General features: G+C 69.3%; 25 protein-coding genes and 1 tRNA gene. 12 read left to right on the top strand and 14 right to left on the bottom strand.

Going from position 1 to position 26,405, the window contains the following annotated elements:
• Positions 1–257: 257 nt before the first annotated feature.
• The 5 genes from wecB to K7W41_RS01115 all read right to left on the bottom strand — a co-directional run bounded on the left by wecB (position 258) and on the right by K7W41_RS01115 (position 5,132).
• Positions 258–1,388 carry a non-hydrolyzing UDP-N-acetylglucosamine 2-epimerase gene (wecB, locus tag K7W41_RS01135; protein WP_224603891.1) on the bottom strand — a complete coding sequence of 377 codons (1,131 nt, stop codon included), beginning with the start codon at positions 1,386–1,388 and terminating at the stop codon, positions 258–260.
• A complete protein-coding gene (locus K7W41_RS01130; protein WP_224603888.1) occupies positions 1,385–2,521 on the bottom strand; it encodes an MraY family glycosyltransferase in 1,137 nt (378 codons plus the stop codon). Before K7W41_RS01130 ends, wecB begins: the two co-directional genes overlap by 4 nt.
• Before the next feature lie 89 nt (positions 2,522–2,610).
• Positions 2,611–3,234, bottom strand: a complete 624-nt coding sequence (upp, locus tag K7W41_RS01125; RefSeq protein ID WP_224603885.1) for a uracil phosphoribosyltransferase — start codon at positions 3,232–3,234, stop codon at positions 2,611–2,613.
• Between the two features lie 25 nt (positions 3,235–3,259).
• Positions 3,260–4,099 (bottom strand): aminoglycoside phosphotransferase family protein, encoded by an 840-nt coding sequence (locus K7W41_RS01120; protein WP_224603883.1) that lies wholly within the window; start codon positions 4,097–4,099, stop codon positions 3,260–3,262.
• A 25-nt stretch (positions 4,100–4,124) separates the two neighbouring features.
• A complete protein-coding gene (locus tag K7W41_RS01115; protein ID WP_224603882.1) occupies positions 4,125–5,132 on the bottom strand; it encodes an HD domain-containing phosphohydrolase in 1,008 nt (335 codons plus the stop codon).
• A gap of 35 nt (positions 5,133–5,167) precedes the next feature.
• Here K7W41_RS01115 and K7W41_RS01110 point away from each other — a divergent pair, with 35 nt between their 5' ends.
• On the top strand, positions 5,168–5,914 hold the full coding sequence (locus K7W41_RS01110; protein WP_224603881.1) for a YkgJ family cysteine cluster protein: 747 nt from the start codon (positions 5,168–5,170) through the stop codon (positions 5,912–5,914).
• Here K7W41_RS01110 and K7W41_RS01105 read toward each other — a convergent pair.
• Complete coding sequence (locus tag K7W41_RS01105; protein ID WP_224603880.1) at positions 5,904–6,293, bottom strand: hypothetical protein; 390 nt, start codon at positions 6,291–6,293, stop codon at positions 5,904–5,906. The genes K7W41_RS01110 and K7W41_RS01105 overlap by 11 nt on opposite strands.
• Positions 6,294–6,391: 98 nt before the next feature.
• On the opposite strand from K7W41_RS01105, the gene K7W41_RS01100 reads away from it, so the two are divergent.
• Together K7W41_RS01100 and K7W41_RS01095 are read left to right on the top strand one after the other, a co-directional pair.
• Positions 6,392–7,456 carry a GGDEF domain-containing protein gene (locus K7W41_RS01100; protein ID WP_224603879.1) on the top strand — a complete coding sequence of 355 codons (1,065 nt, stop codon included), beginning with the start codon at positions 6,392–6,394 and terminating at the stop codon, positions 7,454–7,456.
• 235 nt (positions 7,457–7,691) lie between these two features.
• Positions 7,692–8,732 carry an EAL domain-containing protein gene (locus K7W41_RS01095; protein WP_224603878.1) on the top strand — a complete coding sequence of 347 codons (1,041 nt, stop codon included), beginning with the start codon at positions 7,692–7,694 and terminating at the stop codon, positions 8,730–8,732.
• Positions 8,733–9,064: 332 nt separating this feature from the next.
• Here K7W41_RS01095 and K7W41_RS01090 read toward each other — a convergent pair whose 3' ends face one another.
• Together K7W41_RS01090 and aspS are read right to left on the bottom strand one after the other, a co-directional pair.
• A complete protein-coding gene (locus K7W41_RS01090) occupies positions 9,065–9,805 on the bottom strand; it encodes an alpha/beta hydrolase (protein WP_224603877.1) in 741 nt (246 codons plus the stop codon).
• Between the two features lie 186 nt (positions 9,806–9,991).
• Entirely contained in the window at positions 9,992–11,296 is a 1,305-nt protein-coding gene (gene aspS, locus K7W41_RS01085; RefSeq protein ID WP_224603876.1) for an aspartate--tRNA(Asn) ligase, read from the bottom strand.
• 408 nt (positions 11,297–11,704) lie between these two features.
• On the opposite strand from aspS, the gene K7W41_RS01080 reads away from it, so the two are divergent.
• From K7W41_RS01080 to K7W41_RS01065, 4 genes are read left to right on the top strand one after another with little or no spacing between them, the layout of a single operon-like run.
• Complete coding sequence (locus K7W41_RS01080; RefSeq protein WP_224603874.1) at positions 11,705–12,256, top strand: TetR/AcrR family transcriptional regulator; 552 nt, start codon at positions 11,705–11,707, stop codon at positions 12,254–12,256.
• Positions 12,244–13,503 carry an MFS transporter gene (locus tag K7W41_RS01075; RefSeq protein ID WP_224603872.1) on the top strand — a complete coding sequence of 420 codons (1,260 nt, stop codon included), beginning with the start codon at positions 12,244–12,246 and terminating at the stop codon, positions 13,501–13,503. The genes K7W41_RS01080 and K7W41_RS01075 overlap by 13 nt, the downstream gene beginning before the upstream one ends.
• Before the next feature lie 50 nt (positions 13,504–13,553).
• Positions 13,554–14,450 (top strand): HpcH/HpaI aldolase/citrate lyase family protein, encoded by an 897-nt coding sequence (locus K7W41_RS01070; protein WP_224603869.1) that lies wholly within the window; start codon positions 13,554–13,556, stop codon positions 14,448–14,450.
• Between the two features lie 50 nt (positions 14,451–14,500).
• Complete coding sequence (locus K7W41_RS01065) at positions 14,501–14,980, top strand: MaoC family dehydratase (protein WP_224603866.1); 480 nt, start codon at positions 14,501–14,503, stop codon at positions 14,978–14,980.
• A gap of 55 nt (positions 14,981–15,035) precedes the next feature.
• Here K7W41_RS01065 and K7W41_RS01060 read toward each other — a convergent pair.
• Positions 15,036–15,110 (bottom strand) — tRNA-Val (locus tag K7W41_RS01060).
• Between the two features lie 207 nt (positions 15,111–15,317).
• On the opposite strand from K7W41_RS01060, the gene rimP reads away from it, so the two are divergent.
• Genes rimP through infB form a run of 4 tightly spaced genes read left to right on the top strand, consistent with a single transcriptional unit; the run spans position 15,318 to position 19,176 of the window.
• Positions 15,318–15,779 carry a ribosome maturation factor RimP gene (gene rimP / locus K7W41_RS01055; protein ID WP_224603862.1) on the top strand — a complete coding sequence of 154 codons (462 nt, stop codon included), beginning with the start codon at positions 15,318–15,320 and terminating at the stop codon, positions 15,777–15,779.
• Between the two features lie 60 nt (positions 15,780–15,839).
• Complete coding sequence (nusA, locus tag K7W41_RS01050; RefSeq protein ID WP_224603860.1) at positions 15,840–17,021, top strand: transcription termination factor NusA; 1,182 nt, start codon at positions 15,840–15,842, stop codon at positions 17,019–17,021.
• 5 nt (positions 17,022–17,026) lie between these two features.
• A complete protein-coding gene (locus K7W41_RS01045) occupies positions 17,027–17,308 on the top strand; it encodes a YlxR family protein (RefSeq protein WP_224603857.1) in 282 nt (93 codons plus the stop codon).
• A 41-nt stretch (positions 17,309–17,349) separates the two neighbouring features.
• Positions 17,350–19,176 carry a translation initiation factor IF-2 gene (gene infB / locus K7W41_RS01040; RefSeq protein ID WP_224603853.1) on the top strand — a complete coding sequence of 609 codons (1,827 nt, stop codon included), beginning with the start codon at positions 17,350–17,352 and terminating at the stop codon, positions 19,174–19,176.
• 316 nt (positions 19,177–19,492) lie between these two features.
• Here the strand turns inward: infB and K7W41_RS01035 are convergent, their stop codons facing one another.
• The 5 genes from K7W41_RS01035 to K7W41_RS01015 form a co-directional block, all read right to left on the bottom strand.
• Positions 19,493–20,452: a hypothetical protein gene (locus K7W41_RS01035; RefSeq protein WP_224603850.1), complete on the bottom strand. Its 960-nt coding sequence runs from the start codon at positions 20,450–20,452 to the stop codon at positions 19,493–19,495.
• Positions 20,453–20,546: 94 nt separating this feature from the next.
• Positions 20,547–22,358: an oligoendopeptidase F gene (gene pepF, locus K7W41_RS01030; protein ID WP_224603847.1), complete on the bottom strand. Its 1,812-nt coding sequence runs from the start codon at positions 22,356–22,358 to the stop codon at positions 20,547–20,549.
• A 55-nt stretch (positions 22,359–22,413) separates the two neighbouring features.
• Positions 22,414–23,298: a metal ABC transporter permease gene (locus K7W41_RS01025; protein ID WP_224603844.1), complete on the bottom strand. Its 885-nt coding sequence runs from the start codon at positions 23,296–23,298 to the stop codon at positions 22,414–22,416.
• Entirely contained in the window at positions 23,295–24,062 is a 768-nt protein-coding gene (locus tag K7W41_RS01020; protein ID WP_224603842.1) for a metal ABC transporter ATP-binding protein, read from the bottom strand. Before K7W41_RS01020 ends, K7W41_RS01025 begins: the two co-directional genes overlap by 4 nt.
• Entirely contained in the window at positions 24,059–24,955 is an 897-nt protein-coding gene (locus K7W41_RS01015) for a metal ABC transporter substrate-binding protein (protein WP_224603840.1), read from the bottom strand. Before K7W41_RS01015 ends, K7W41_RS01020 begins: the two co-directional genes overlap by 4 nt.
• 126 nt (positions 24,956–25,081) lie before the next feature.
• Here K7W41_RS01015 and K7W41_RS01010 point away from each other — a divergent pair, with 126 nt between their 5' ends.
• A complete protein-coding gene (locus K7W41_RS01010; protein ID WP_224603838.1) occupies positions 25,082–26,305 on the top strand; it encodes a sugar efflux transporter in 1,224 nt (407 codons plus the stop codon).
• Positions 26,306–26,405 lie beyond the last annotated feature (100 nt).

Raw genomic sequence — 26,405 nt, 5'->3', positions numbered from 1 at the left:
CTCTAGCGCACCGATCCCTCAGAGCGGACCCCAGGGCCGAGCTTCTCGGTGATTCTGGAGCGGATGAGGTGAGTCTCCTAGAAAAACAGCCTCATGCTGGCGCAAGGGTGGCACCGCACGCCGCGCTCACCCTGCGACGCCGCTGGACCCGCTGCCCCCCTCCCAACCTCCCCCGCCAGGGGGGAGGAGTAAGCACACGAGCAGCGCCGTACAGCATGTTGAGACTGTCCGCACCTTTGGTCCAATCGGATTTGGTTTCAGCGCCAGTCGGCGGGGCGCTCTTGCAGGCCAAAGTGCCACGCGATGGCCGAGGCGATGCGCGCTCCAGCGTGGCCGTCGCCGTAGGGATTGCGGGCCATTTTCATGGCGGTCAGGGTGGCCTCGCTGTCCAGCAGGCCGCTCAGCACCGCTTCCAGGCGCGCGGGGTCGTTGCCCGCCAGGGTCAGCACGCCGGCTTCCAGCCCCTCCGGGCGCTCGGTGACGTTGCGCAGCACGGCCACGGGCACGCCCAGGGCCGCCCCCTCTTCCTGCAGGCCGCCGCTGTCGGTGGCCAGCAGTTTGGAGGCGGCCATCAGGGGGGCCATGTCGCTGTAGTCCAGGGGCTCGGTCAATTCAAAGTTGGGCACGCCGGACAGCACCGGGCGCACCGCCTCCTGTACAGCGGGCGAGAGGTGCACGGGGTAGATGAAGTGGTGGTCCGGGTGGGCCTGCGCCACGCGGGCCAGGGCCTGGGCCATCTCGCGCATCATGGGCTGGTTCTCGCGGCGGTGCATGGTGACGGTCACCAGTGGCTGCCCGGCCTGCACCCGCGCGCGCCACTCTGGGCGCAGGGGCACGCGCCCGGCCACCTCGCGCACGGCGTCCACGGCGGTCTGGCCGGTAACAAAAATGCCCGTATCGGCCTTCCCCTCGCGCTGCAGGTTGGCGCGGCTGCCGGGGGTGGGGGCAAAGTCCAGGGTGGACAGCACCCCGGTCAGGCGGCGGTTGGCTTCCTCGGGAAAGGGTTCTTTCAGGCTGCCGCTGCGCAGGCCCGCTTCCACGTGCCCCACCGGAATGCCCTCGTAAAAGGCCGCCAGCGCCACGCAGAACGAGGTGGTGGTGTCGCCGTGGACCAGCACCATATCCGCGCCCATCTCGCGCAGCACCCGGCCCGCCTGGGGCACGATGCGGGCGGTCAGGTCGGCTAGGGTCTGGCGCTCGGTCATCACGTTTAGGTCGCGGTCGGGGGTCAACCCGAAGACCGCCAGGGCGCCGTCGAGCATCTGGCGCTGCTGGCCGGTCGAGAGAATCTGGGGGTGCAGGCCACTCTGGGCCTGGACCGCCGTGTACACCGGGGCCATTTTCGTGGCTTCGGGGCGGGTGCCGAAGGCCAAGACGATCTGCTTCATGCGTTTCCTTCCCGCGCGTCTTCCAGGTTCTGCGCGCGAATGCGGCGGTAGGCCACGAAAAATAGGCACAGGGCGGCGGCCAGCACGGTGCCGCCAATGGCCTCGGGGCGCAGGCCCTGCAGGGACATGCCGGCCGCGCCGCAGGCCAACGCCACCAGCCACAGAATCACCGCGGTGCGCCGGGCGCTGGCGGTGCGGGCCAGCACGCGGTGGTGGATGTGGGTCTTGTCCGGGTGGCGCAGCGGGTTGCGGATACCGCGTGCCAGGCGGCCAATGACCACCTGCGTGGTGTCCAGCAGGGGCAGTGCCAGCACAATCAGCGGCACCAGCAGGCTGGCCCCGGCGCTGACCTTCAGGGTGCCCAGCAGGCTCACGGCAGCCAGGGTATAGCCAAAGAGGGTGCTGCCCGCGTCGCCCATGATGATGCGGCTGGGGTTGAAGTTGTGGCGCAGGTAGCCCAGGGCCGCGCCCGAGAGACCGGCCAGCAGCACCACCGCCGCCGCGCGGTCCGGAAACTGGGCGGCGGTGGCCAGCAGCACGAAACTGGCCACAAAAGCCACGCCGCCCACCACGCCGTCCACACCGTCCAGCAGGTTCACGGCGTTGGTCAGGCCCACCACCCACAGAATGGTGACCAGGGTGCTGAGCGGCTGGTTGATCAGGGCCGGCAGGTCCGGCATGAACGGAATGGCGTTCAGGTCCACCCGCAGGTCGTTGACCAGCAGCAGCACGGCCGCCAAGGTCTGCACCACCAGCCGGGACAGCGGCGAGAGGCCGTATTGGTCGTCAATAAAGCCCACCAGCACCAGCAGCGTGGCCCCCAGCAAAATCGCCAGCACCTGAATGTTCACGAGGTCCACGGCGATGGGCCGCAGCGCCCAGGCCACGATGATGCTGACCAGAAAGCCGCCGTAGATCGCCAGCCCGCCGGCATTGGGCAGCGGGGTCTTGTTCAGGCGCCGCTCGTTGGGCTGGTCGGCCCAGCCCACCTGCATGGCAAAGGCGCGCAGACGCGGAATAAAGAACCAGGTAAACAGCCCGGCCGTGACAAAAGTGATCAGTACGCTGAGAAAGCCCCGCCCCCGAAGGTCGGCGATTCCCAGCTGTGCGGCCAGCGCCTGCAATGCGTCCATAAACGGCCCCAAGTGTAACGGCTCAGGTGCCGCTGGGCGTCACCCGGAAGGTGGGGGGCAGGCCGTGAGGGTGCTGACCTGCCCCGAGCTTACTTTGTGCCGTAGATCCGGTCCCCGGCGTCGCCCAGCCCGGGGACGATGTACCCGTGGTCGTTGAGGTGGCTGTCCACCGCCGCCACCACGATTTCCACGTCCGGGTGGTCGCGCTCAATCACGGCAATGCCTTCGGGGGCGGCCAGGATGCACATGAGCTTGATGGTGGTGGCCCCGGCCTCCTTCAGAAAGGCGATGGCGGCGCTGGCACTGCCGCCGGTGGCCAGCATGGGGTCGGTGAGAAACACACGGCGCTCGGCAATGTCGGCGGGCAGCTTGTTGTAGTAGGCCACGGGCGCCAGCGTTTCGGGGTCGCGGTACAGGCCAATGTGGCCCACCTTGGCGGCCGGCACCAGCTGGGTAATGGCGTCGGTCATCACGAGCCCGGCGCGCAGGATGGCCACCAGGGCCAGCTTCTTGCCGCTCAGCATGGGAAAGTCGGCATCCGTGATGGGCGTGCTCAGGCGCTCGGGGGCCAGTTCGAGGTCGCGCATGGCTTCATAGGCCAGCAGCAGGCTCAGTTCGCCGGCCAGTTCGCGAAATTCCTTGACGCCGGTGCGCACGTCGCGCATGACCGACAGCTTGTGTTGCACCAGGGGATGGGAAACAACCGTAACCATGCCCACACCATACCGGGCACGCACGCTATGCGGGCAGCCGGGCCAGGGCGTGGCGGGCCCGGGGCACCTTGGCATCGCGCTGGCCTTCGAACTCGTAGGGCTCGTTCATCAGGAACCAGTACAGGTCGTGCAGGGTGGTCATGGCGAGGTAGGCGCGGTAGCGCGTCAGGGTGGCGGGCGCGTGGTCCGGCAGAAAGGACAGGGCGGCCTGCAGGCTCTCGTCGGGGGGCAGCAGGTCCAGGGTGCCGGTTTTCAGCAGCGCGAGGTCGCGCAGCGGATCATCGGGGCCCGCTTTGGTCCAGTCGATGATCAGCACCTCGCCCTGTTCGGGGTGAAACAGGATGTTGTCGTGCCACAGGTCCAGGTGGCAGAAGGCCGCCGGGCCCGCCAGCAGGCCGCGTTCCAGCGGGATTTCCACGGCGTCGAACAGGTCGCCCAGCGGGTAAGCGGCCAGGGCGCTGCGGAAGCGGCGCAGGCGCTCGTGCACCCGGCCCAGGTTCACGGTGCCCACCGGCTCGCGGTGCAGGGCCGCCAGCTGCGCGCGCAGGGGCCCCAGGGCGCGGGGCAGGTCCGGGCGGCGCAGGGGGCGGCCCGGAAAGCGGCGCAGCACCAGGACCTCAACGCCGTCGGCCTCGGTGGCGTCCAGCACCCAGGCGCCCAGCCCGGCGCGGCGCATATTGGCGGCCTCGGTGCAGTGGTCGCCCTGGTGGTTGCGGTAGACCTTGACCACCGTCTGGCCATCGGCGGTGGCGTACACGCGGCTTTGCATGCCCGAGTCCATGGGGCTCAGCGGCCCGTAGCGGGCTTCGAGCACCGGAAAGCGCGACGGGGGCGCGTCGCCAGTGGGAGCAGGCCGCAGGGTCAAGGGCCCCCCCCGCGCCGGGCGCGTTTCACTGTGGCAGCTTCTCCAGCAGGCCCACCAGCCGGGGGTCCAGTGCCTTGCCCGCTTGACCCTTCACCCGGTCCGGCCCGCCCATGCGCACGGCAGAGTTGGCCACCGCCAGAATACGGGCGTACAGCGGAATGTCCTCGCCGGCCAGCCGGTCGGGTTCGCCCTGGCCGTCCCAGCGTTCGTGGTGGTGGCGCACGGCCTTCATGGCCTCGGCCAGGTGCGGCACGCCGTGCAGAAAGTTGGCCCCCACCTGCGCGTGGCCCTGCTCGCCGTGAATCTTGCCGATGTCGTGCAGCATAGCGGCGTACCACAGCTCTTCCTGTTCACGTTCGGTCAGGCCCACCAGCCTGCCCAGTTTCAGGCTCAGGTCAGTCACCGACTGCGCGTGGCCCAGGGCGTCGAACTCGCCGCTTTCCACGGCTTCCACCAGGGCGCCGGTCAGCTGGCGCGAGGCCGCGCGCCACTCCTCGCGGCCTTCCAGCACGCCCATCAGGGGCGCCACGGCCGCCGCCCACTTGGTCACCGCCTCCTGGGCTGCGGGGGGCAAGCCGCCCTCGCTGGTGCGGTCCAGCACCAGGGCGCCCAGGTTGCGCCCGCGCACGGTCAGCGGCACCACCAGGGACAGGGTGACGGCTTTCATGCCGGCCTCGTCCAGCAGCGGCGCAGCCTCGGGGGGGCTGCCCTCGTACAGTTCGCGGGCGCCGTCGGTCAGCACGCGCGGGCGCATGGAGGCCCAGGGCCCGCCCAGGGCCACCCCCAGCAGCGTCTTGGGGTAGCCCAGCACCGCCGCCACCCGGTCCTGGCCCCGGCGCACGATGGCAAAGCCCTGCACGCTGCCCCCCATCAGGGTCGCGGCGTACGCCAGCGCGCCTTCCAGAATGCCCTCCTGGGTGGGGCGGGCCAGCAGATCGGCAATAACCCGCGTGACATCGGGGCTTTCACTGGGCACCGAAGCGCGCGCTTCGGCGGAACCAGGCGGCTGGGGGGTTCTGGGGCGTCGGAACACGTTGGCCGTAGTATACCCGCGCTACCCTGCGCCGCATGACCTCTTCCGCTTCCTTTCCCGACCCCGTCGCCGCGGCGGTGCAGCAGGCCTACGCGCGCTACGGGCAGCAGGCCCGCACCTGGCTGTCGGGCTATACCCAGCGCGGCGGTCAGGTGTACTGCGGCGCGGGCTGCACCGCCTGCTGCACCATGCCCATTCGCGTCAGCCTGGCCGAGGCGCGGATCATGGCCGGGACGCTGGACGCAGAACTCGCCCGCGCCGTGGAGGCCCACGCCCGCGCGGCGGTGGCCAACGCCCGCACCGCCCCGAACGAGGACGAATATGTGCGCCGCCACCGCCTGCACATTGGCTTTTGTCCCATTCTGGACCGCGCCACGGGCGGCTGCAGCCGCTACGACGCCCGCCCCACGCGCTGCCGCGACACCTTCAGCGCGCTGCCGGCCCGCTACTGCGCCGCCGAGACCTGGGAAAGCATGGGCCAGCGCGAGCGGGCCGAGTACCAGCGCGTGGTGGCGCGCACCCCCGGCACCGACGGCGAACTGCACTTCATTGCGCCGCTGGAGCACCTTTCGGAGCCGGTGTGGGAGGCGGCGTCGCGCGCCATGCGCCGCGCCTGGGGCCTGGAGGTCTGGGGCGACTTCTGGCTGCTGACCACGCTGGCGCAAGACGAGCGCTTCATGGCGGCGGTGCAGGCGGGCGATGGGCGGCGCGCGTGGCAACTGGCGTCCGGGCGGGGGCTGGCCCACCGCATGCTGCTGGAACTTGCGCCCGCTACGCGCTGAAGGTCATCAGCTTCAGGAGCTGCACGAAGAACCAGACAACCACGGCCACCAGCGGCAGCGCCAGGACGGACAGCACCGTCACGCCGCCCCACAGTTGCCCCAGGGAAGCGGCGCAGGCAGCGCGCGCCGCAGCCAGCCCGGCGGCCCGGACGTCCTCAATGGGTACCCCGGACAACTGGCAGGCGGAGAAGGTGACGTAGGTGCCCGGCGCAACGGCGGCGAGGTCAGCGTCCCTCAGCGTGTCGCCGGACACGTGCGGCGAGGCGGCCGCCACCACGTTGCCCACCACCCGCACTGGGCCGGTTCCGGTCTGAATGGTGGGTGCACAGGAGGACAGCAGCAGCAGGCTCAGCAGCGGGGCGCAGGCAGGGCGGGGCATGGGTGGGCCCAGCCTACCCCCTGTGGGCCGGCGCATGTCTGGAAAACGCTCACCTGTTTCCCGTCCGGGCGCGGCGGCCCATGCTTTACAGTGCCGCAATGCAGCGTGAGGCCAGCGGCGGGGTCAGCCTGAGCGAGCGCCAGCAGCGCGACTTCATGTCGGCGCTGGCGCTTCTGGCAGTGCTGATGCAGGCAGCGACCTCGCTGCACCTGCACGCGCAGCCGGACCAGTGGCCGCGCGCCCTGCAGGCCGACCTGGGCCTGGGGTTTGCCCTGACCCTGCTGGTGCTGACCCGCGTGCGCGCCCTGGCGCTGGGCACCCTGCAAAAGCTGGTGGTGGGGGCCGTGGCGCTGTGGCTGGTGCTGAACCTGGCCAGCGTGATTCGCACCGCGCGGCCCATCACCTCGGGCGTGCTGATTCACATGGTGCTGCTGGCGCTCTTTGCCTACACCTGGCTGCCCGCGCGCGGCGCCGCGCTATTGGTGGGGCCGGCCTACGTGCTGCTGGTGCTGGCCGCCACGTTCAGCCGCGCGCCGGATGTGCCGGGACTGCTGCTGACCGGCCTGGTGCTGCCGCTGACGTGGTACCTGACGGTGCACGGGCGCGTGGTGTCGGGCGAGCGGGCGCGGGGCGTGCGCCTCGCGGCCCTGGCGGCCACCGATCCCCTGACCGGGTGCCTGAACCGCCGCGCCGGGCACAGCGAGCTGCTGGCCCTGGCCGAGCAGTGGGCGGCGCGCCCCGAGCGCCTGAGCGTGGCGCTGTGCGACCTGGACCATTTCAAGCGCATCAACGACACGCGCGGCCACGAGCAGGGCGACGAGGCGCTGGCGCAGGTGGCCCAGACCCTGCGGGCCCACCTGCGCGCAGGTGACGTGGTGGTGCGCTGGGGGGGCGAGGAGTTTCTGCTGGTGCTGGCCGACCTGAGCCCCAGCGAGGCCCGGGCGGTGCTGGAACGCGCGCTGCGCGGTGTGCGCGCCCTGCAACTGGCCCCGGGGCTGGGCGTGACCCTCAGCGCGGGGCACGCCACCCTGGCCGAAGCCCCCGAGATCACTGCGCTGCTGCGCTTGGCCGACCAGCGCCTCTTCGCGGCCAAGGGGGCCGGGCGCGACCAATTGCACAGCGGGCAGACGACGGTCACGCACGCGGCCCACCCACCGGGATAAGCGCGAGGGCTCCCCAGACCGCGCGCACACCGGGAGCCACCGTAGCCCTCGCCTGGCGCCTCCACAGCGCGCTCCATTTAGGCTTCCCCAAGACAGCAGCGGCGGGGGTGGCGGCCCCAGTATGCTCAGGGAGACCGCCTCTGCCCACCACGCTTCATGCCCCTTCGCCAGCCGTGCGCCGGGTCAGTTTCTGAAAGAATTCTTACAGAGCTTCCATGACACCCTGAGGCCGACTATGTCTGTTTCCACTCATGCTTGCGATTGTCTGGCCGCCGCGCCCCCGGTGGGTGAGGTCGCCAGCGGCCTGTGGGTCCGGGGCCAGACCCGATATGTGCAGCGCTTTCTGGGGGGCCAGGAGGCGCGGCTCTTTCCGGCTTCGGCGGTGGCCGAGTTGCGGGCGCTGCTGGCCCAGGCGGGGCCCTCGGGGCAGGCCGAGCTGCTGGCCACGCCCGCCCTGGCGACGGGCGAGCCCGACGCGTGGCAGGTGCGTCCGCTGGCCGAGTGGCTGGTGTGCCTGGAAACGCCGTGGTACCCGGACGCCCTGCAGCACCTGACGTTTGACGTGCAGCCCATCGTGGCACTGGGCAGCGGCACCGTGGGCGCCTACGAGGCCCTGGTGCGCGCGCAGCTGGGCGAGCGGCGCGTGGGCGCCGGCGAACTGCTGCGCGCCGCCGAGGGCCACCGCCACCTGCGCAGCTTTGACGCCCAGGCGCGTCGCGAGGCGATCCGGCAGGCGGCGCCGCTACTCCCGGCCGGGCAGCAGCTGTTTATCAACTTCGCGCCGGGCGTGGTGTACAACCCAGACGTCTGCCTGCAGACCACCTTCGCCGCCTGCCGCGAGGCCGACATTGACTTTCAGTGCCTCGTGTTCGAGGTCACCGAAAGCGAGCGCTTTCCCGATCTGGACATGCTGCGCCGCATTCTGGCCCGCTACCGCGCCGAGGGCGCGCGCGTGGCCCTGGACGACCTAGGCGCAGGCTACACCAGCCTCAGTTACCTGGACGAACTGCGCCCGGACATCGTGAAGCTGGACCGGGCCCTGAGCCAGAACCTCACGCCCAACGACCCGCGCGTGGGCCTGCTGGCCGCCCTGATCGCCTACGCCCACGACCTGGAGATTCAGGTGGTGGCCGAGGGCGTTGAAGACCTGGATTCGCTGCGCCTGCTGCGCGAGCTGGGCGCCGACTACGCGCAGGGCTATGTGCTGGGCCGCCCTGCCCCGACATTGCTGCCCATCCGCGAAGAAGCGGCGGCGCTGTGGAGCACGAAAACCTGAGCAAGCAGGCAAAGGCCTTGGGGCGCCGGCTGGCCTCCCAGGGCCTTTTTTCGTGCTTACTGATGGAATTGGCTCTGCGCAGGGGTCTGCACTGTCTCGAAAGGTGGCCCAGGTTGGCTGCCCGTTCCCCATGCAGGTAAGGCTGGCCCAGAGGTGGCGTGAGAAGCTGACGGCGCTTCACAGCAGACCAGGGGGCAGGCCCCGCGGCACCAACGCCCTTTGCCGGCCGTGCCACCTGACCTCGTCCCAGTGCCCACGAACCACTTCATCTGGTCGAGGCGAGCGGCCACTGGGCCCCCAGGCCGTGGCGAACGCTCCAGCCGGCACCCGTCTTACTGCCCTGTGAGGAAGCGCGCGGTTTCGCGGTACAGCAACTCCACGGCGTCCAGGGAATCAAAGGTGTGACCGGCGCCAGGAATCGCCACGGCGTCGCAGCCCAGGGCGCGGGCGTAGCGCACACCAAATTCGGGCGGGCAGGTCTGGTCGGCATCGCCGTGGAACACGCGGGCCTCGCCGCCCCAGGCCTGCGCGGCGTCCAGGGGGCGCAGGCGCACCATCTCCTGCAGAAACTCGCGGCCCAGCGGCCAGCCGTTGTAATCGGTGACCGTGGGGGGCAGCAGGCCGCCACGCAAAAAGGGCAGCCACAGTTCCGGCAGGGCGGGCGCCCACAGGGCCAGGCGGTGCGGGCGCACCTGCGGGGCACTCAAGGCCGCCACAAGGCCGCCCATCGAAAAACCCAGCAGCATCACCCGCTCGGGGTCCAGGCCCGGCTGGCGGCGGATGTACTCGAACGCCGCTTCGGTGTCCTGCACCTCGCGCGAGACGGTCATCTCGCTGAAGTCTCCCTGCGACTCGCCGCTGCCCCGGAAATCAAAGCGCAGGCTGGCCACGCCGCGCGCCGCCAGAAACCGCGACAGCAGCGGCAGCAGGCGGTGGTCCCCGCCCCGGTTGCCGGTAAAGCCGTGCAGGATAACCACGCTGGGCCAGCCCTGGGCGGGCGCCTGACCTTCCGGGCGGTGCACCATGCCGTACAGCCGCTGGCCGTCCACGCTGAACTGGGCGAATTCTTCCATGTAGGGGGAGTCTAAGGGGGTGAAGGTCTAAGAGTCGAAGGGTCAAAGGGTCTAAGGGGGTCGAGAACCCATTGCCCTCGCCCTGCGTGCACCCCATTGCCTGAGGCCGCTCCGACCCACCCCATCCTTAGACCCTTCGACCTCTTGACCCTTAGACCGGGCGGCCCTGGCCGCCCCAGGCCGCTCTCACGGCGTCAGGCGGTGGCGGTCACGGGGAAATGCGCGGGCGTAGCGCACGTTGGCAATGCCCAGCAGCTTGGCGGTCAGGCGTTCGGCGCCGATGGCGAAGCCGCCGTGGGGGGGCATGCCGTACTTGAAGACCTCGGTGTAGCCGGCCAGCGATTCGGGGTTCAGCTTGTAGGCGGCAATCGAGTCCATCAGCATAGCGTGGTCGTGGATGCGCTGGCCGCCGCTGGTGATCTCGATGCCCCGGAACAGCAGGTCGAAGCCCCGGGTCAGGTCGCCCTCGTCGGGGTGGGCGTAGAAGGGGCGGGCGGCGCGCGGGTACTTGGTCACGAACACGAAATCGCTGCCTTCGGTGTCGGCGTAGTGCTGCGAGAGCAGGCGCTCGGCTTCGGGGTCCAGGTCCTTGCCGCCCACGGCGTGACCGTACTTTTCGGTCACCAGGGCGCGCGCCTCCATCAGCGGAATGCGGGGAATGTGGGCGGGCACCTCGGGAATGGTGGCCCCCAGCAGGGCGAACTCGGCGGCGCAGCGTTCCTTCAGGCGGGCCATGATGCTGGCGAGCAGGCGGTTTTCCAGCGCCATCACGTCCTCCTCGTCCTGAATAAAGCCCATTTCCACGTCCAGGGACAGGTACTCGTTCAGGTGGCGGCTGGTGGCGTGTTCCTCGGCGCGGTAGACGGGCGCCACCTCGAACACGCGCTCAAAGACGCCCACCATGATCTGTTTGTACAGCTGCGGGCTCTGGGCGAGGTAGGCCGGATGCCCGAAGTAGTCAATGGGAAAGAGGTTCGCGCCGCCCTCGGCCCCTGCCGAGACAATCTTGGGCGTGCTGATCTCGGTAAAGCCCTCGGTCGAGAGGTGGTCGCGGAAGGCCGCCACCAGTTCGGCCTGCACCTTCAGCGCCGCTCGCTCCTTCAGGCCGCGCACGGTGACCACGCGGTAGTCCAGCATGGTTTCCGGGTTCACGTTCCATTCCATCTTGGGAATCTCGACGGGCGCGGGTTCTACAGCGGCGCTGATCACCTGGAAGACCTCGATCTGCACCTCAAAGCCACCCGGCGCTTTGGGGTGGGCCTTCACCGTGCCCACGACCTCCACGCTGCTTTCGGCCAGAGGCAGGCTCAGGCCGCTGCCCACGCACTGGGTCAGGCCCGAAACGTCGCGCAGCACCACGAACTGCACGCCGCCCAGGTCGCGCCGGGCATGCACGAAGCCTTGCAGGCGCACCTGCTGGCCCTCGTGCTGGGCGAGGTCACGGGTCAGGGTCCGGGGAAGGTGGGTGGGCTGGGCTTCGGTCTGGGTCATGGGGGTGGCCTCCTGTGGGCTATAGGAAAGCCCCCGACTCCGTGTGCTGGGGTCGGGGGCGCGGTATGCGGCAAAGACGTCCCCTAACAGGGATCATCATTCACGTTGTTGCTCGCCGCAAACATGGCGCAACTGTAGCGGGGCGCGGCGGGATGGGTCAACGCTGAAACTAGGCAGGGCGGTGGGGGGGGTTTGGGGAAGTGGGGAGTGGGGTGTAGGGAGTGGGAAGAGCATTGTGGATGAGGGACGCGAACCAACTGCCGTTTGAATGAATCGCGGACCGTGGGCGCAGCCTGCACCCGTCACCTCCACACCCACACAGAGATAGTCGGGGGCGGCGCCACACCACCCCCATTGCCCCCAGCACTCTCTCTTTCTTACCGACCGTCTGGACGGTATGTTGTAGTCATGGTCAGAACCCGTCAGCCGGAACTCACGCGCGCCGCTCTGCTGCAAGCTGCCCGGCAGGTGGTACGAGAGCAAGGCGCCGCCCTGTCACTGGACGCCGTGGCGCGCGCCGCTGGGGTTAGCAAGGGGGGGCTGCTGCACCACTTTCCCAGCCGCGACGCCCTGCTGCAGGCGCTGGCGCTGGCGCTGGTGGAGCAGTTCCGCGAGGAGCTGGAAGCCGCGTACGCCCGCGAATGTGAGGCGCACGGCGCGCACCCGGGCGCGTGGCTGCGGGCGTACATCGCCCTGACGTTCTGCGAGGGCGAGGAGGACACGGCCCTCCACCGCGCGCTGGTGCCGCTGGCCGGGCAACCCGCGCTGCTGGAAGCCTTGGCCCAGGCCCAGGTGTTTCTGCTGGAACGCGCTGAGGCCGACGGCGTGCCCGCAGGCGCCGCCCACGCCGTGCGCCTGGCCTGCGACGGCTTCTGGCTGGCCGAGCTGACCGGGCAGCCGCGCCTGAGCGCCGCCCAGACCCAGACTCTGCGCGAGGCGCTGACCGCATGGACCCGCTGACCCCGGCCCGGCCCGGCACCCCGCACCCTGGTCCAGGCTGGGCCACACGTTACTGGGCCATCTTTACCGGACAGGCACTGTCGCTGATTGGCTCGGCCATGACGCAGTTTGTGCTGCTGTGGTGGATCACCGACACCACAGGCAGCGCCGCCGCCCTGGGCACAGCGGGCGTGGCCGCGCTGCTGCCCCAGGCGCTGCTGGGGCCCCTGGGCGGCACCTTTGCCGACCGCTACAGCCGCCGCACCATCATGATCATGGCCGACACGATCAGCGCCGCGTGCATGCTGGTGCTGATCTGGCTGTTTGCCAGCGGGGGCGTGGAGCTGTGGCACGTCTACACCATGATGTTCATTCGCAGCGCCATGCAGGCGTTTCAGGGACCGGCCGCCGCTGCCAGCACCGCCATGCTGGTGCCGCCCGAGTTCCTGCCGCGCGCCGCCGGGTTTAACCAGACCCTGCAGGGCCTCATGACGGTGGCCGCCGCGCCGTTGGGGGCCTTGGCCATCAGCGTGCTGCCGCTGGGCGAGGCGCTGGGCATTGATGTCGTGACCGCCCTGCTGGGGATTGTGCCGCTGCTGCTGTTCCGTATTCCGCAACACACCGTCGCCCGCGAGGACCGCCGGGGTGTCTGGACCGAATTCCGCGAGGGCCTGAGCGTGGTGTGGCACAACCCCGGCCTGCGGCGGCTGTACGGTCTGCTGGGTGTGGTGGTGCTGGTCGTGATGCCCACGTTCACCCTGACCCCGCTGCTGGTGAAAGCGCACTTTGGCGGCGGGGCCGGGCAGGTGGCCCTGATGGAAGGGCTGTCGGGCGTGGGCATGATTGCGGGCGGGCTGCTGGTGGCGGCCCTGAACCCAAAACGGCCCATTGTGACGGTGCTGCTGGCCCTGGCGGCCTCGTGCCTGACGGTGGCCCTGACCGCCCTGGCCCCGGCGGACTGGTTCTGGCTGGCAGTGGTGTGGTGGGTAGTGAGCGGCGCGACCTTCGCGTTTGGCAACGCGCCCCTGACCGCCACCCTGCAAACCACCGTGCCCAACCACCTGCAAGGGCGGGTGCTGTCGCTGCTGAACACCGTGATGGGGCTGGCCGGACCGGTGGGGCTGGCCCTGGCGGCGCCGCTGGGCGAGTGGATCGGCGTGCGCGGCGTGTTCGTGGTGGGCGGCGTGCTGAGTGCCGCCGCGTGTCTGGCGGGCTTCCTCTCGCCTGCCCTGCTGCGTCTGGAACGCCGGGAAACCCCTGCCGGGTAAGCCGCTATCCTGGGGACCATGAGAACAAACGTTCGTTCAGGGGACCGGGCGTGACGCCTCCCCTGCCCCTGCGGCCCCGCAGCCTGCTGTTTGCGCCGGGCAACCGCCCCGAGCTGGTGGCCAAGCTGCCGCGCAGCGCCCCCGACGCCGTGGTGGTTGACCTGGAAGACGCCATTCCTAGCACGCCCGAGGCCAAGGCGGCGGCCCGCCCCATCGCCCGCGACGCGGCGCGGGACCTGATTGCCGCTGCGCCGCACCTGAGCGTGTTCGTGCGGGTGAACGCGGTGCATTCGCCGTACTTCGAAGACGATCTGGCGGTGCTGACCCCGGAACTGGCGGGCGTCGTGGTGCCCAAGCTGGAGTCGGCAGCGGACGTGCGGCAGGTGGTGGCGGCGCTGGCGGCGCGGGGGTTGGGGCTGCCCCTGCTGGCGGGCCTGGAAACAGGGGCCGGGGTGTGGCACGCCCTGGACATTCTGCGCGAGGACGCCGTGCAGTGGGCCTACTTTGGCGCCGAGGACTATGCGACCGACCTGGGCGGGCTGCGCACGCCAGGAGGGCTGGAAGTGCTCTACGCCCGCTCGCAGGTGGCGCTGGCCGCGCGGCTGGCCGGGGTGCCCGCGCTGGACATCGTGGTGACGCGGCTGAACGATGAGGCCGCCTTCCGGGAAGACGCCGCCCAGGGGCGCGCGCTGGGCTACGCGGGCAAACTGTGTATTCACCCCGCCCAGGTGGCCCTGGCCCACGAGATTTTTGGCGCCACCGAGGCCGAACTCAGGCGCGCCCGCGCCCTGCTGCAGGCCGCCCACGACGCCAGCCTGAGCGGTCACGGCGCCTTTGCCTTTGAAGGGCAGATGGTGGATGAGCCGATGCTGGCGGCGGCGCGGGCGGTGGTGGCAGGCGCGGGAAGTGGGGAGGAGGGAGTGGGACGTGGAACAGCCCCCGCCTGAGCCAGAGCTCTTTACCTCCACTGACCACTCACCACTCCCCGAGGTCCCCTATGAATGAAGACCTTCAGCGCCCCCAGGGCCGATATCTGGAAGAGCTGACGCCCGGCACGGTCATTCGCCACCGCGTCACCCGCACGCTGACCGAAGCCGACAACGTGTTTTTCACGACCCTCACCATGAACCCGCAGCCGCTGCACCTGGACCACGAGTACGCCGCGCAGACTGAGTTTGGGCGCCCCCTGGTGAACAGCCTGCTGACCCTGTCGTTGCTGGTGGGCCTCAGCGTGCATGAACTCACGCTGGGGACGCTGGTGGCCAACCTGGGCCTGACAGACGTGGTGTTCCCCAAGCCAGTGTTTCATGGCGACACCATCCGGGCAGAATCCGAGGTGCTGGAGGTGCGCGAAAGCCGCAGCCGCCCGGACGCCGGGATTGTGGTGGTGGAGCATCGGGCACTGAACCAGCGCGGCGAGGTGGTCGCCAAGTGCAAGCGCACGGCGCTGATGCAGAAGCGGCCGGCGGAAGGCTGAAGCCCTTTCTCCCACGTTCAACACGAAAAACCCCGCCTGGCGCGGGGTCTTCTTCTGGTGGGCGGTGAGGGATTTGAACCCCCGACCTATCGCTTGTAAGGCGAGAGCTCTACCGCTGAGCTAACCGCCCACGCGTGGCCTGACATGCTAAGGGCAGTCCCCCCCGGCGCGCAAGGGGGCCCGGGGCCGCCCCGGGCCGTTTGTGAGGGTCGGCCCGGACAACGGCGCCCAGTGCGGTATACTGCGGGTCGTTCCTCGAACGGGGGGTGGGCCGTGACCCACCCTTTTTCGTGGAGGGGGTGGTGAAACAGGCCTGGGTTTTCCTGGCCGAGACAATATGAATAACAACACAACACACAATCTGGAAGGGCTGGCCCGCACAGCCCTGGAGCCTCTGGGCTTTGAAGTGCTGGAAGTGCAGGTGCAGAACCTGGGCGGGCAACCGGTGGTCCTGATCCGTATTGACCGCCTGGACGAACAGCCGGTGACCGTGGACGACCTGACCAAGGCCAGCCGCGCGGCCGAAGCCGAATTTGACCGCGTGGACCCCATTGCGGGGGAATACCGCCTGGAATTCGAGTCACCGGGTGCCAAGCGGCCCCTGACCCGGGCGCGGCACTTTGAGCGCATGCTGGGCCTGAAGGCCCGGGTGCGCGGCGAGGGCGGGCTGGCGTTTACGGCCCCCATCCAGGCTGTCAGCGGCGATCAGGTGACCTTCATGGTCAGCGGCGAGCCCCAGACCCTGATGGTGGGCACGTTCCAGGCCAATCTGGCCGAGTTTCCGGACCGGCACCGCTGAGCACCGCCGGGGCCCCAAGCACCGTTGCCCGCCACACGCGCGGGCCAAAGGAAGAGTGAGATGAGCCAACCCGAATTCAATTTCGCCGACGCCCTGCGGGAAGTGGCGCAGGCGCGCAACATCAACGAGCTGCAGCTGATCGAGGCCTTCGAGCAGAGCCTCGCGCAGGCCTACACCCGCAACGTGGAGCCCGACAAGCGCATTGAGGTGCACCTGGACCCGCAGAGCGGCGAACTGGAAGTGCTGGTCGTGCGCGAGGTCGTGGAAAAGGTCGAAGACGAGCACCTGCAGATCTCCCTGGCCGACGCGCTGGAGCTGGACCCCGGCGTGGAAGTGGGCATGGAGATGGAGTTCCCGGTGGACCGCGAGAAGTTCTCGCGCATTGCCCTGCAGGCCGCCAAGCAGACCTTGACCCAGAAGATGCGCGAAACCGAGCGCAACGTGGTCTTTAACGAGTACAAGGACCGCGAGGGGCAGGTGCTCACCGCCCAGGTGGTGCGCAGCGACAACAAGGGCAACTGGTTCGTGGAACTGGGCGCGGGCGAGGCGATTTTGCCCCCCCGCGAGCAGATTCCCGGCGAGAAGCTGACCCCGGGCAACCGCGTCAAGATCTACCTGAAAGAAGTGCGCAAGACGCCCAAAGGCCCCACCATCCTGGCCAGCCGCGCCGACGAGCGGCTGCTGGACTACCTGCTGCGCCAGGAAATCCCCGAAGTCGCCAACGGCATCGTGGAAGTCAAGGCGATTGCGCGCGAAGCGGGGCAGCGGTCCAAGGTGGCGGTGTTCTCGCACAACAGCAACGTGGACCCCATCGGCGCGTGCATCGGGCACCGGGGCAACCGCATTCAGGCGGTCACCGGCGAACTGGGCCGCGAGCGCGTGGACGTGATTCTCTGGGACGCCAACACCCGCGACTTCATCCGCAACGCGCTGTCGCCCGCCAAGGTGGGCCTGATTGAAGCCCAGCCCGAGCGCCGTGAGGCCACCGTCACCGTGACGCCCGATCAGTTGTCGCTGGCGATTGGCAAGGGCGGCCAGAACGTGCGCCTCGCGGCCAAGCTGACCGGCTTCAAGATTGACCTGCGCGAGACGGCCGCCATCAGTGACCTGGACGCCGCCATGCAGCAGGCCATGCAAGACGACCAGGGCGCCCAGGGCAACGCGGCGGCGCAGTCGGCCTTTGACGCACTGTTCAAGGACAGCAAGTCGGTGGCCACCGCCAGCCCGGACGACGTGGAGTAAGCGGCTTGACGGGCCCCCACCCTGCCCGCCACGTGCCGGAGCGCACCTGCGTGGCCTGCCGCCGCAAGCGGCCCCAGCCTGAGTTCGTGCGCCTGACCCGGGTGGACGGCGCCTGGACCGTGTGCCCCGGGCCCCGGCAGGGACGCGGCGCCTACCTGTGCGCTGACCGCCCCGAATGCTGGCAGGACAAGCGACTGCGCCGGGTCTTTGGCGCGCAGGCGGCAGCGGTTTCGGCCCTGAGACCAGGCACGGCGCAGACGGGCACCGACCCGATTCACAACGCGTAGCCCCCACGCGGGGACAGGCGCGAGTCTCACCGGAGGTGAGCATGTCGAAAGTTCGTATCTATACCCTGGCCAAGGATCTTGGCGTAGAGAACGCCAAAATGCTGGAAATTCTCGATGGTCTGGGCGTGAGCTACAAGAGCGTGAGCAGCACCATCGAGGAAGACACCGTGGAGCTGATCAAGCAGATTCTGGCCGAGGAAAGTGGCGAGGCGGCCCCTGTGGCCGACACGGTGGCCGACGCCGCGCCCAGCACCCCGGCCCAGCCGGCCTCTACCCCGGCCGCCGAGGCGACCCCGGCCCGCGAGCCTGAAGCCCAGGCCGCGCCCGTGCAGGTGGCCGAGCCCGCCGCCGAGGCCACCCCCGAGATTCCCCACCGCGCCCCGGTGGTCACGATCATGGGCCATGTGGACCACGGCAAGACCAGCCTGCTGGACTACATCCGCAAGACGAAGGTGGCCGCCAAGGAAGCGGGCGGGATCACCCAGCACGTCGGGGCCTTTGAAGCCAAGACGAGCAAGGGCAAGATCGTCTTTATCGACACGCCCGGCCACGAGGCCTTTACCACCATTCGCGCGCGCGGCGCCAACGTGGCGGACATTGCGATCATCGTGATTGCCGCCGACGACTCCCTGATGCCCCAGACGCGCGAGGCGATTGCCCACGCGCAGGCGGCCAAGGTGCCCATGATCGTGGCGATCAACAAAGTAGACCTGCCCCAGGCTGACCCGGAGCGCGTGAAGACGGACCTGACGCAGCTGAACCTGGTGCCCGAAGAGTACGGCGGTGACCTTGTGGTGGTGCCGGTGAGCGCCAAGACCGGCGAGGGCGTAGAAGACCTGCTGGAGTACATCAGCCTGACTGCCGAGCTGGAAGACCTGCGCGCTGACCCCAAGGCGGCCTTCAGCGGCGTGGTCATTGAAGGCAAGGTGGACAAGCAGGCCGGCGTGCTGGCCACCGTGATGGTGCAGGAAGGCACGCTGCACGTGGGCGACTTCCTGGTGGTGGGCGAAGGCTACGGCAAGATCAAGGCCATGACCGACAGCGCGGGCGCGCGCATCAAGGAAGCGGGCCCCAGCACCCCGGTGCAGATTCTGGGCTTCAGCGAAGTGCCGTCCAGCGGTGAAAAGGTGCAGTCGGCCAAGAACGAGCACGCCGCGCGTGAAGTGGTGGCTGGGCGCGTGGATACCCGCCGCGACGCCGAGAACGCCCGCGTGCAGCGCCGCCTGACCCTGGAAGAGATGATGGGACCGCTGGGCAGCGTGCGCACCGTGAACCTGATTCTGCGCGCCGACACCCAGGGCAGCGTGGAAGCCATTCAGGGCATCCTGGCCCGCAAGGAAAGCGACGACGTCAAGATCAACGTGATGCTCGCCGGGATCGGCGCGCCCACCGAAGGCGACGTGCTGCTGGCCTCCACCGCCGAGGCGACCATTCTGTGCTTCAGCGTCACCCCCTCGGGCGGCGTGAAGAAGGTGGCCGACGGCAAGGGCGTGGACATCAAGTCCTTCCGCATCATCTACGAACTCATTGATGAGGTGGACCGCCTGATCAAGGGCAACGTGGAGCCCGTGTTCGAGGAGAAGTACCTGGGCCGCGCGGAAGTGCGCATGGTCATCCGTCACCCCAAGAGCGGCAACATCGCCGGCTCGTACGTGACCGACGGCATGTTCAAGCGCAATGCCAAGGCCAAGGTCACGCGCGGCAAGCAGGTCGTGTACGAGGGCACCGTGGTGGGCCTCAAGCGCTTCAAGGACGACGTGCGCGAAGTGCAGACCGGCTACGAGTGCGGGATTAACCTCGACTGGAACGATGTGATGGAAGGCGACATCATTGAAGCCAGCGAGATGGTGGAAGTCGAGCAGGCGTAAGCCGGGCTGGGCAGGAAAGGGCGAGGCGGCCGGGTGGTCGCCTCGCCCCTTTTGGTGTGGGGCCGATGGAGGTGGAGGCCGGGTCAGGGCTGCGCCACGCTGGCGGTGCCGGCGACAGAACAGCACGGTCTTGAAGACTGCTCGCGGTGGGCGCGCAGTGTCCGCCCTCAGCGAGCCTCCCAGGCGGCGTGCTGAATCTCTCTGGAGCAGTTGACATAAAGATGATGTGGGTTTTCGACCCTCTCCCCTCGTGGGAGAGGGCCTCGCGCAGCGAGGGGTGAGGGGGTTCTTTGGTCAACCGCTCTAGCCTCAGCGGTCAGCGGTTGTACGGCTGTTCGTTCACCCACTGAAAGCCGCGTGTTTTCAGGGGCTCGGCACTGACCTGGGTGCGCTGGCGGTCGGTGTGCAGGGCCGCGAGGCCGGTGCGGGCCTGCACGCCCACCATGACCAGCAGGGCGGCCGTGACCAGCCACGCCAGGACGGTCATCACGCGCGGCTGTGGGCGCGCGACCTGCGCGGGCACCGCCTCGCCGGTGACGAAGGCGCGCAGGCGCCGGGCGTCCAGAGCCAGCAGCACCAGGGCCGCCAGCAGCAGGTGGGCGCTGAAGTTCTTCACAGGCACGTCGTAAAAGAGGTTCAGGGCCAGCACGTTGGTCATGGTGACGGCGGCGATCAGGGCGCCCAGGGTCACAGTGCGGCGGTGCAGCAGCAGCAGGGCGGGCAGCACCTCGGCCACGCCTGCCAGCCACTGGTAACCGGGGCTGGCGGCCATGAAGCGCCACAGCAGGCCCATAGGGCTGGACTCGGCGTAAGTGGTGGTCAGTTGCCGGTCTACCAGCAGGCCAAACTGCCCGAAGTTGAACTTGCTTAGGCCGTAAACCGCCAGCCACCAGATCAGCGACACGCGCAACAACTGCGACAGCGTGACCATCAGGCGGGGGTGGGGCGCCCGGCGGTCCAGCAGGGTCCACACGGCGCCCCCCAGCAGCGACGCCAGCAAAAGCACCAGGGTCCACGCCCAGTCCAGGGCGGTGTCGCCGCTCCCCGTGGGTCCAGCGAGGGGCGGCAGGGGCGCGCTGAACAGGGCGCGGCTGAAAGCGTGGGCCATGGCAAAGCGCAGCGGGTCAGGCAGGGGGGCGAAGCCCTGCACCCCCACCAGGAAATACAGGGCGAGGTACAGGCTGCCGAACTGCAGCGCAAAGCGCCGCCACCACGGCCAGGGGCGGTCCAGCGCAGGCGCTTCAGGGTGGGCAGCAGGCAGGGGCGCCGTGGTCATGGGACCAGCATGACGGGCGCTGAGAGCGCGTGCGAGCACATGTGGGGCCAAAAAAGCCCCCTGGCGGTGAACCAGGGGGCGGCGGCCTGTGCCGTTAGCGGCGTTCTGGCAACAACTCTTCCAGGCGGGCCACGTAGCCTTCCAGGGTGCGGAAGGTGGCCTGCACGGGTTCGGGGCTCAGCATGTCCACGCCCGCTTCCTTCAGGGCGTCAATGGGGTCCAGGCGGCCACCGGACTTGAGGAAGCGCAGGTAGCGCTCACGGGCGCCGGCGGGGTCGGCGGCAAACTGCTCCAGGATCTGGTGGGCCGCGCTGATGCCGGTGGCGTATTGGTAGGCGTAAAAGTTGGCGTACAGGTGGGTGGAAAACTGGGCCCACAGGATGCCAGAGCGCTCGCGGTCCATGGTCACGCCGTCGCCGTAGCCCTGCGAGAGCAGGTCGGCGGTCAGGGTCATCAGGTCCGGGGCGCTGAGGGTGCCGCCCGCCTCAATGCGGCGGTAGGCTTCCAGTTCAAAGGCCGCCAGCGTGGGCATGATGAAGAAGTAGCGGTGGAAGTTCGACAGCGCCTCTTCAATGATCTGCACTTCGAAGGTGGTGTCACCCGCCGCACGGGCCTGTTCCAGCAGATGGGCGCGCACCATCGCCTGATTGAAGTTGCTGGCGACTTCGGCGTGAAACAGCGTGTAACGCGGCACCGAAGAGGGGTGCTCACGCTGCGAGAGCAGCGAGTGCATGGAGTGGCCGATCTCGTGCGCCAGGGTGGAGTACGAATTCATGGTGCCGTTCCAGGTCATGAAGATGTAGGGTTTGACCCGCCCGCCGCCGTTGCTGTAGGCCCCCTGGCGCTTGCCGTCGTTCTCGGCGTAGTCCACCCAGCGGTCGGTGGTCAGGCCGTGGCGCAGGTCGGCCACGTACGCCTCGCCCAGGGGCGCCATGCCCTCGGCAATCCAGTTCACGGCCTGGGCGTAGCTCACCTCGCGCGGGGGGACCAGGGCGGCCTTGACGTCGTACTCGCGCAGTTCATCCAGGCCCAGCCAGTCGCGGCGCACCCGCCAGTAGCGGTGCCAGATCGGCGTGTGGGCGCGGTAGGTGTCCAGCAGCGTGGTCACGACGCCTACGGGAATGCGGTCGGGCGAGAGCGTCGCGGTGATGGCATCCGGGTAGCGGCGGGCCCGCGCCAGGAACACGTTCTGGCGGACGTTGGTGGCGTACATGGCCGCCTGCGAGTGCCGCGCGGCCAGGTGGGCGTCGGCGTAGTGTTCCCAGGCCTCGCGCCGGACCTCGCGCTCGGGGTGGGCGGTCAGGCGGTCCACGTTGCCCTGGGTGACCGGCGTGCCGCCCGCCGTGCCAAAGCGCAGGTCCATATTCGCCAGCGCGGGGTGAATGCCGCGCTCGCTGGCAAACGGCGCCTGCACCGCGCCCAGCAGTTCTTCCACCTCGGCGCTGCGCACATGGGGCTTGCCGCGCAGAATGCGCTCCAGGCGCACGCGCTGATCGGCAAAGGCGGGCGTGTCCAGCCAGCCGCGCACGGTGCGCTCATCCAGGGCCAGCAGTTCGGGGCGGAAAAAGGCCGTGACCGTGTTGTAGCGCGCGGCCAGGGTGGTGGCCACATCACGCCGGGCAGCCGCCACCGCGTCGCGGCCGTCCACACTGGCGCCCATGCTGGCATACGAGAAAAAGCGCGTCAGCCGCAGTTCCATGTCGTCGGCCGCCGTCAGGTAGGCCAGCAGGCCCTCCGGGGTGCCCAGACGGCCCGCGTGGGTGGCCAGGGCGTCCATGGCCCCGGGCAGCGCCTCGGCCTCGGCCTGCCAGTGGTCGGGGCTGGCAAACAGCGCCTCAATATCCCAGGTCTGCTCACGGGGCACGTCGGAACGGGGGGGCAGGGCCGGGGCCTGAATTGTGGTCATGGCCGGAGGGTAGCACTCCCCCCCGGCCACGGGACGCGTCACTAGGCCGCTTGGCTTAGCGACTGGATGATTGGAGCTGGCCCAGTTCTTCCAGACGCTCGCGGCGCTGCTGGCGGCGGCGGGCCAGCTGGCCGTGTTTGGGCGCAAACAGGAACGCCAGCCCAAACAGCACGCTCTGGGTCAGCACGATGCACGCGCCGGTCGCGCCGTCCAGAAAGTAGCTGATATAGGTGCCCAGCACGCTGGACAGCACCCCACAGGCCACCGCCAGCCACAGCATGCGCCCAAAGCGGTCGGTGAGCAGGTAGGCGGTGGCGCCGGGGGTGATCAGCATGGCGACCACCAGAATCACGCCCACGGTCTGCAGCGCCGTCACGATGGTCAGGGCCAGGATGGCCAGCAGCGCGTAGTACAGCAGCGTGGTGTTCAGACCAATGCTGCGCGCGTGCGAGGGGTCAAAGATGTACAGCACGAGGTCCTTGCGCAGGAGCACGACCGCCGTCAGGGCCAGGGTGCCCGCCACCACCGTCTGTAGCAGTTCCGATTGCCCAATGCCCAGCACGTCCCCGAACAGGATGTGCGACAGGTGGACCTCGCTGGAAATCTTGGAAATCATGACCAGGCCCAGTGAGAACAGCGCCGTGAAGACCACGCCGATCACCGTGTCTTCCTTGACGCGCGAGCGCGACCCGATAAAGCCGATGGCCGAGACGCTGAGCAGGCCGAACAGGAAGGCGCCCACCACAAAGGGCCAGCCCAGCAAGTAGGCGATGACCACGCCGGGCAGCACCGCGTGCGACACCGCGTCGCCCAGCAGCGACCAGCCCTTGAGGGTCACGAAGCACGACAGCACCGCGCAGGCGGCGCCCACCAGCGAACTCACCAGCAGGGCACGCACCATAAAATCGTAGGTGAGGGGTTCCAGCAGCGTTTCGATCATGCGCCCACCTCTAGGCGCGCGGGCGCGGCCGGCTGGTGCTGGCGTCCGCCAAAGGCGCGGGCGAGGTTCTGCGGTGTAAAGGTGGTGGCGGTGGGCCCAAAGGCCAGCACGGTGCGCTCGCCCACAAAGGCGACGTGGTCGCAGAATTCCTGCAGGCTGTCGAGGTCGTGGGTGCTGACCAGCACGCTGCACCCGGCCCGGCGCAGGTCGCGCAGCAGGGCAATGATGGCCTCGCTGGTGCCCACGTCCACGCCGCCAAAGGGTTCGTCCAGCAGCAGCAGCCGGGCCTCCTGGGCCAGCGCGCGGGCCAGGAAGGCGCGCTTTTTCTGGCCCCCACTGAGTTCGCCAATCTGGCGCCCGGCAAAGGCGGCCATGCCCACGCGCGTCAGGGCGTCATGCACCATGTCCCGGTCGCGCACGCTGGGGCGGCGCAGGAAGCCCATGCGGCCCTGGCGGCCCATCATCACCACGTCGCCCACGCTCACCGGAAAGTCCCAGTCCACGTCCTCGCTCTGGGGCACGTAGGCAATCAGGCCCTGGCGCTGGGCGGCGCGCATGGGTTGCCCAAAGACCTGAATCTGCCCGGTGATGGGCGGCAGGAACCCCATCGCCGCCTTGAACAGCGTGCTCTTGCCCGTGCCGTTCATGCCAATCAGGCCGCAGATGCTGCCCTCCTGCACGGTCAGCGTGGCGTGGCGCAGGGCCAGCCGCCCGCCGCCGTAGGCCACGCTGAGGTCGTGAATGTCCAGGGCGTGAGGGCTCACTGGCCGGTCAGCCCTTTCACGATGGCGGCGGCGTCCTTGCGCAGCAGGTCCAGGTAGGTGGGCACGGGGCCGCGGGCGTCGGTCAGGGAATCCACGTACAGCACGCCGCCAAAACGCGCGCCGGTGTCGCGGGCCACCTGCTGCATACCGGTCGCCGGCACGGTGCTCTCGCAGAACACGGCCGGAATGCGGTTCTGGCGCACGGCGTCAATCACCGCGCGCACCTGCCGGGGCGTGCCCTGGCCTTCTTCGGCGTTCACCGGCCACAGGTAGAACTCGCGCAGGCCGTAGTCGCGCGCCAGGTAGCTGAAGGCCCCTTCACAGGTGACCAGCGCCCGCTGGTTCTGCGGCACGGTGGCCAGCTGCTTGGCCAGCATGGCGTCCACCTTGCGGATCTCGGCGCTGTAGCGCGCGGCGTTGCGGTTGAAGGTCGCGGCCCCCGCCGGGTCGAGCTTCACAAACGCCTTGCGCATGTTCTCCACGTAGATCAGGGCGTTCTTGGGCGACATCCAGGCGTGGGGGTTGGGCTTGCCCCGGTAGGCGTCAGCGGCAATGGAAATGGGCTTGATGCCCTCGGTGACGGTCACGGTGGGCACACCGCGCAGCTGGCGGGTAAAGCGGGCAAACCACAGTTCCAGGTTCAGGCCGTTGTTCAGGATCAGGTCGGCTTTCTGGGCCTTCACGATGTCGCTGGGCGTGAACTGGTAGCCGTGAATCTCGGCGCCGGGGCGGGTCAGCGACACCACGTTCAGGCGGTCACCGGCCACGTTGCGCGCCATGTCGGCCAGGATGGTGAAGGTGGTCAGCACCGTCTTTTTGGGGGGCGCCGGCTGGGCCAGGGCCGCGCCGGCCAGACTCAGGCTGCCCAGCAGCAGAAAGTGGCGGCAAATCATATTTTTAGTTATACCTAAAAATAATCTTCTGTCAACCTGTGCTTTTGCTTAAGATCGGGCCCCGGCCGCCCACTGGGCCGGCACCCGCGCGGGGTACAGTGGTCGGATGCCGCTGTGGCCCGCCCCATGACCCACCCTGCCCACCCCGACTCAGCGGGGCAGATGCTCCGGGCGGTGCTGCGGCTGCCACACGCGGCGCGGCTGGCCCTCAGCGTGTTTCTGCTGGGCTTTGGCCTGTCGCTGGCGATCCCCTTTATGGCCCTGTTCGCGGTGGAGGAAGCGGGCCTGAACCCGCTGCAACTGGGCCTGTTTCTGTCGCTCAACGCGGTCAGCGCGGTGCTGATCGCCACGCGGCTGGCCCGCTGGTCGGACCGCTGGCCCAGCCGCAAGCCGCTGGTGCTGCTCACCATTGCGGCGGGGGCTATGGCCTACGCGCTGCTGGGCGTGGTGCGCGACTTTGCCGGGCTGCTGCTGGTGGGGGCCGTGTTCCTGGGCACTGGCTCGGCGGCTTTTCCGCAGGTGTTCTCGCTGGCGCGCGCGGCCCTGCAGGACGTGCCCGGCGATCTGGCCGAACGGGCCATGACGGCGCTGCGCTCCGTGTTCAGCCTCTCGTGGGTGGTGGGGCCAGGGCTGGGGGCACTGGCGCTGGCCGGGCTGGACTTTACCGGGGTCTTCGCGCTGGCCAGCAGCTGCTTTGTGCTCTCGGCGCTGCCGCTGTGGCGGGTGCCGGGCCGCGCGCCCCGCGCGGCGGTGGGCCCGGACCGCCCCAGCGCCGGGCCGCCCCGGCGCGCGGTGGCCTGGAGCGCCCTGGCTTTCGTGCTGTATGGCATGGCCATGAGCATGGGGATGACATTTTTCCCCCTGTTCGTCACCGGCACGCTGAACCAGAGCGAGGGGCTGGTGGGGCTGCTGGTGGGCCTGTGCGCGCTGCTGGAAATTCCGGTGATGCTGGCGCTGGTGGCGTGGCGCCGCCCGCCCCCAGTGGCGCGGCTGGTCACAGCCGGGATGGGCCTGTTCGCCGTGCATTTTGCCCTGCTGCTGCTGGCGCAGGGGGTGGGCGCGCTGGTGGCGGCCCAGGTGCTGCGCGCGGTGGTGCTGGCCCTGCTGGCCGGGCTGGGCATGACCTACTTTCAGGGCCTGATGCCGGGGCGCTTTGCGGCGGCCACCACCCTGTTCGCCAATACCGGCAGTGTGGGCAGCATGCTCAGCGGGATCACGGCCGGGGCCTGGGCGCAGGCCTTCGGCTACCGCAGCGTGTTTCTGCTGTGCGCTGCGCTGACGGGCGCCGCGTGGCTGCTGATGCTGTGGCGCGCTCCGTCTGGGGCAGCGTCCACAGACGGGGGAGGATAGGCCTGTCGGCACACCTCCGGGCCTCCTTGCCCTTCCCTCTCCCTGAACCCGTTCTGAGGATGCCCACGACCTCTTTTCACTTCGTTTTGTAAAGCGGCGC

The organism is Deinococcus multiflagellatus, assembly GCF_020166415.1.
In the GTDB taxonomy this organism is placed as follows: domain Bacteria; phylum Deinococcota; class Deinococci; order Deinococcales; family Deinococcaceae; genus Deinococcus; species Deinococcus multiflagellatus.
This window is presented reverse-complemented; position numbering and strand designations above follow the sequence as displayed.

Coding starts and splice junctions, on each gene's coding strand:
- K7W41_RS01130 (WP_224603888.1), bottom strand. CDS start 2,521: ATGGACGCATTGCAGGCGCTGGCCGCACAGCTGGGAATCGCCGACCTT.
- infB (WP_224603853.1), top strand. CDS start 17,350: ATGTCGAAAGTTCGTATCTATACCCTGGCCAAGGATCTTGGCGTAGAG.
- K7W41_RS01100 (WP_224603879.1), top strand. CDS start 6,392: ATGCAGCGTGAGGCCAGCGGCGGGGTCAGCCTGAGCGAGCGCCAGCAG.
- K7W41_RS01095 (WP_224603878.1), top strand. CDS start 7,692: ATGTCTGTTTCCACTCATGCTTGCGATTGTCTGGCCGCCGCGCCCCCG.
- K7W41_RS01110 (WP_224603881.1), top strand. CDS start 5,168: ATGACCTCTTCCGCTTCCTTTCCCGACCCCGTCGCCGCGGCGGTGCAG.
- K7W41_RS01075 (WP_224603872.1), top strand. CDS start 12,244: ATGGACCCGCTGACCCCGGCCCGGCCCGGCACCCCGCACCCTGGTCCA.
- K7W41_RS01025 (WP_224603844.1), bottom strand. CDS start 23,298: ATGATCGAAACGCTGCTGGAACCCCTCACCTACGATTTTATGGTGCGT.
- nusA (WP_224603860.1), top strand. CDS start 15,840: ATGAGCCAACCCGAATTCAATTTCGCCGACGCCCTGCGGGAAGTGGCG.
- K7W41_RS01080 (WP_224603874.1), top strand. CDS start 11,705: ATGGTCAGAACCCGTCAGCCGGAACTCACGCGCGCCGCTCTGCTGCAA.
- upp (WP_224603885.1), bottom strand. CDS start 3,234: ATGGTTACGGTTGTTTCCCATCCCCTGGTGCAACACAAGCTGTCGGTC.
- K7W41_RS01090 (WP_224603877.1), bottom strand. CDS start 9,805: ATGGAAGAATTCGCCCAGTTCAGCGTGGACGGCCAGCGGCTGTACGGC.
- K7W41_RS01105 (WP_224603880.1), bottom strand. CDS start 6,293: ATGCCCCGCCCTGCCTGCGCCCCGCTGCTGAGCCTGCTGCTGCTGTCC.
- K7W41_RS01015 (WP_224603840.1), bottom strand. CDS start 24,955: ATGATTTGCCGCCACTTTCTGCTGCTGGGCAGCCTGAGTCTGGCCGGC.
- wecB (WP_224603891.1), bottom strand. CDS start 1,388: ATGAAGCAGATCGTCTTGGCCTTCGGCACCCGCCCCGAAGCCACGAAA.
- K7W41_RS01035 (WP_224603850.1), bottom strand. CDS start 20,452: ATGACCACGGCGCCCCTGCCTGCTGCCCACCCTGAAGCGCCTGCGCTG.
- rimP (WP_224603862.1), top strand. CDS start 15,318: ATGAATAACAACACAACACACAATCTGGAAGGGCTGGCCCGCACAGCC.
- K7W41_RS01065 (WP_224603866.1), top strand. CDS start 14,501: ATGAATGAAGACCTTCAGCGCCCCCAGGGCCGATATCTGGAAGAGCTG.
- pepF (WP_224603847.1), bottom strand. CDS start 22,358: ATGACCACAATTCAGGCCCCGGCCCTGCCCCCCCGTTCCGACGTGCCC.
- aspS (WP_224603876.1), bottom strand. CDS start 11,296: ATGACCCAGACCGAAGCCCAGCCCACCCACCTTCCCCGGACCCTGACC.
- K7W41_RS01010 (WP_224603838.1), top strand. CDS start 25,082: ATGACCCACCCTGCCCACCCCGACTCAGCGGGGCAGATGCTCCGGGCG.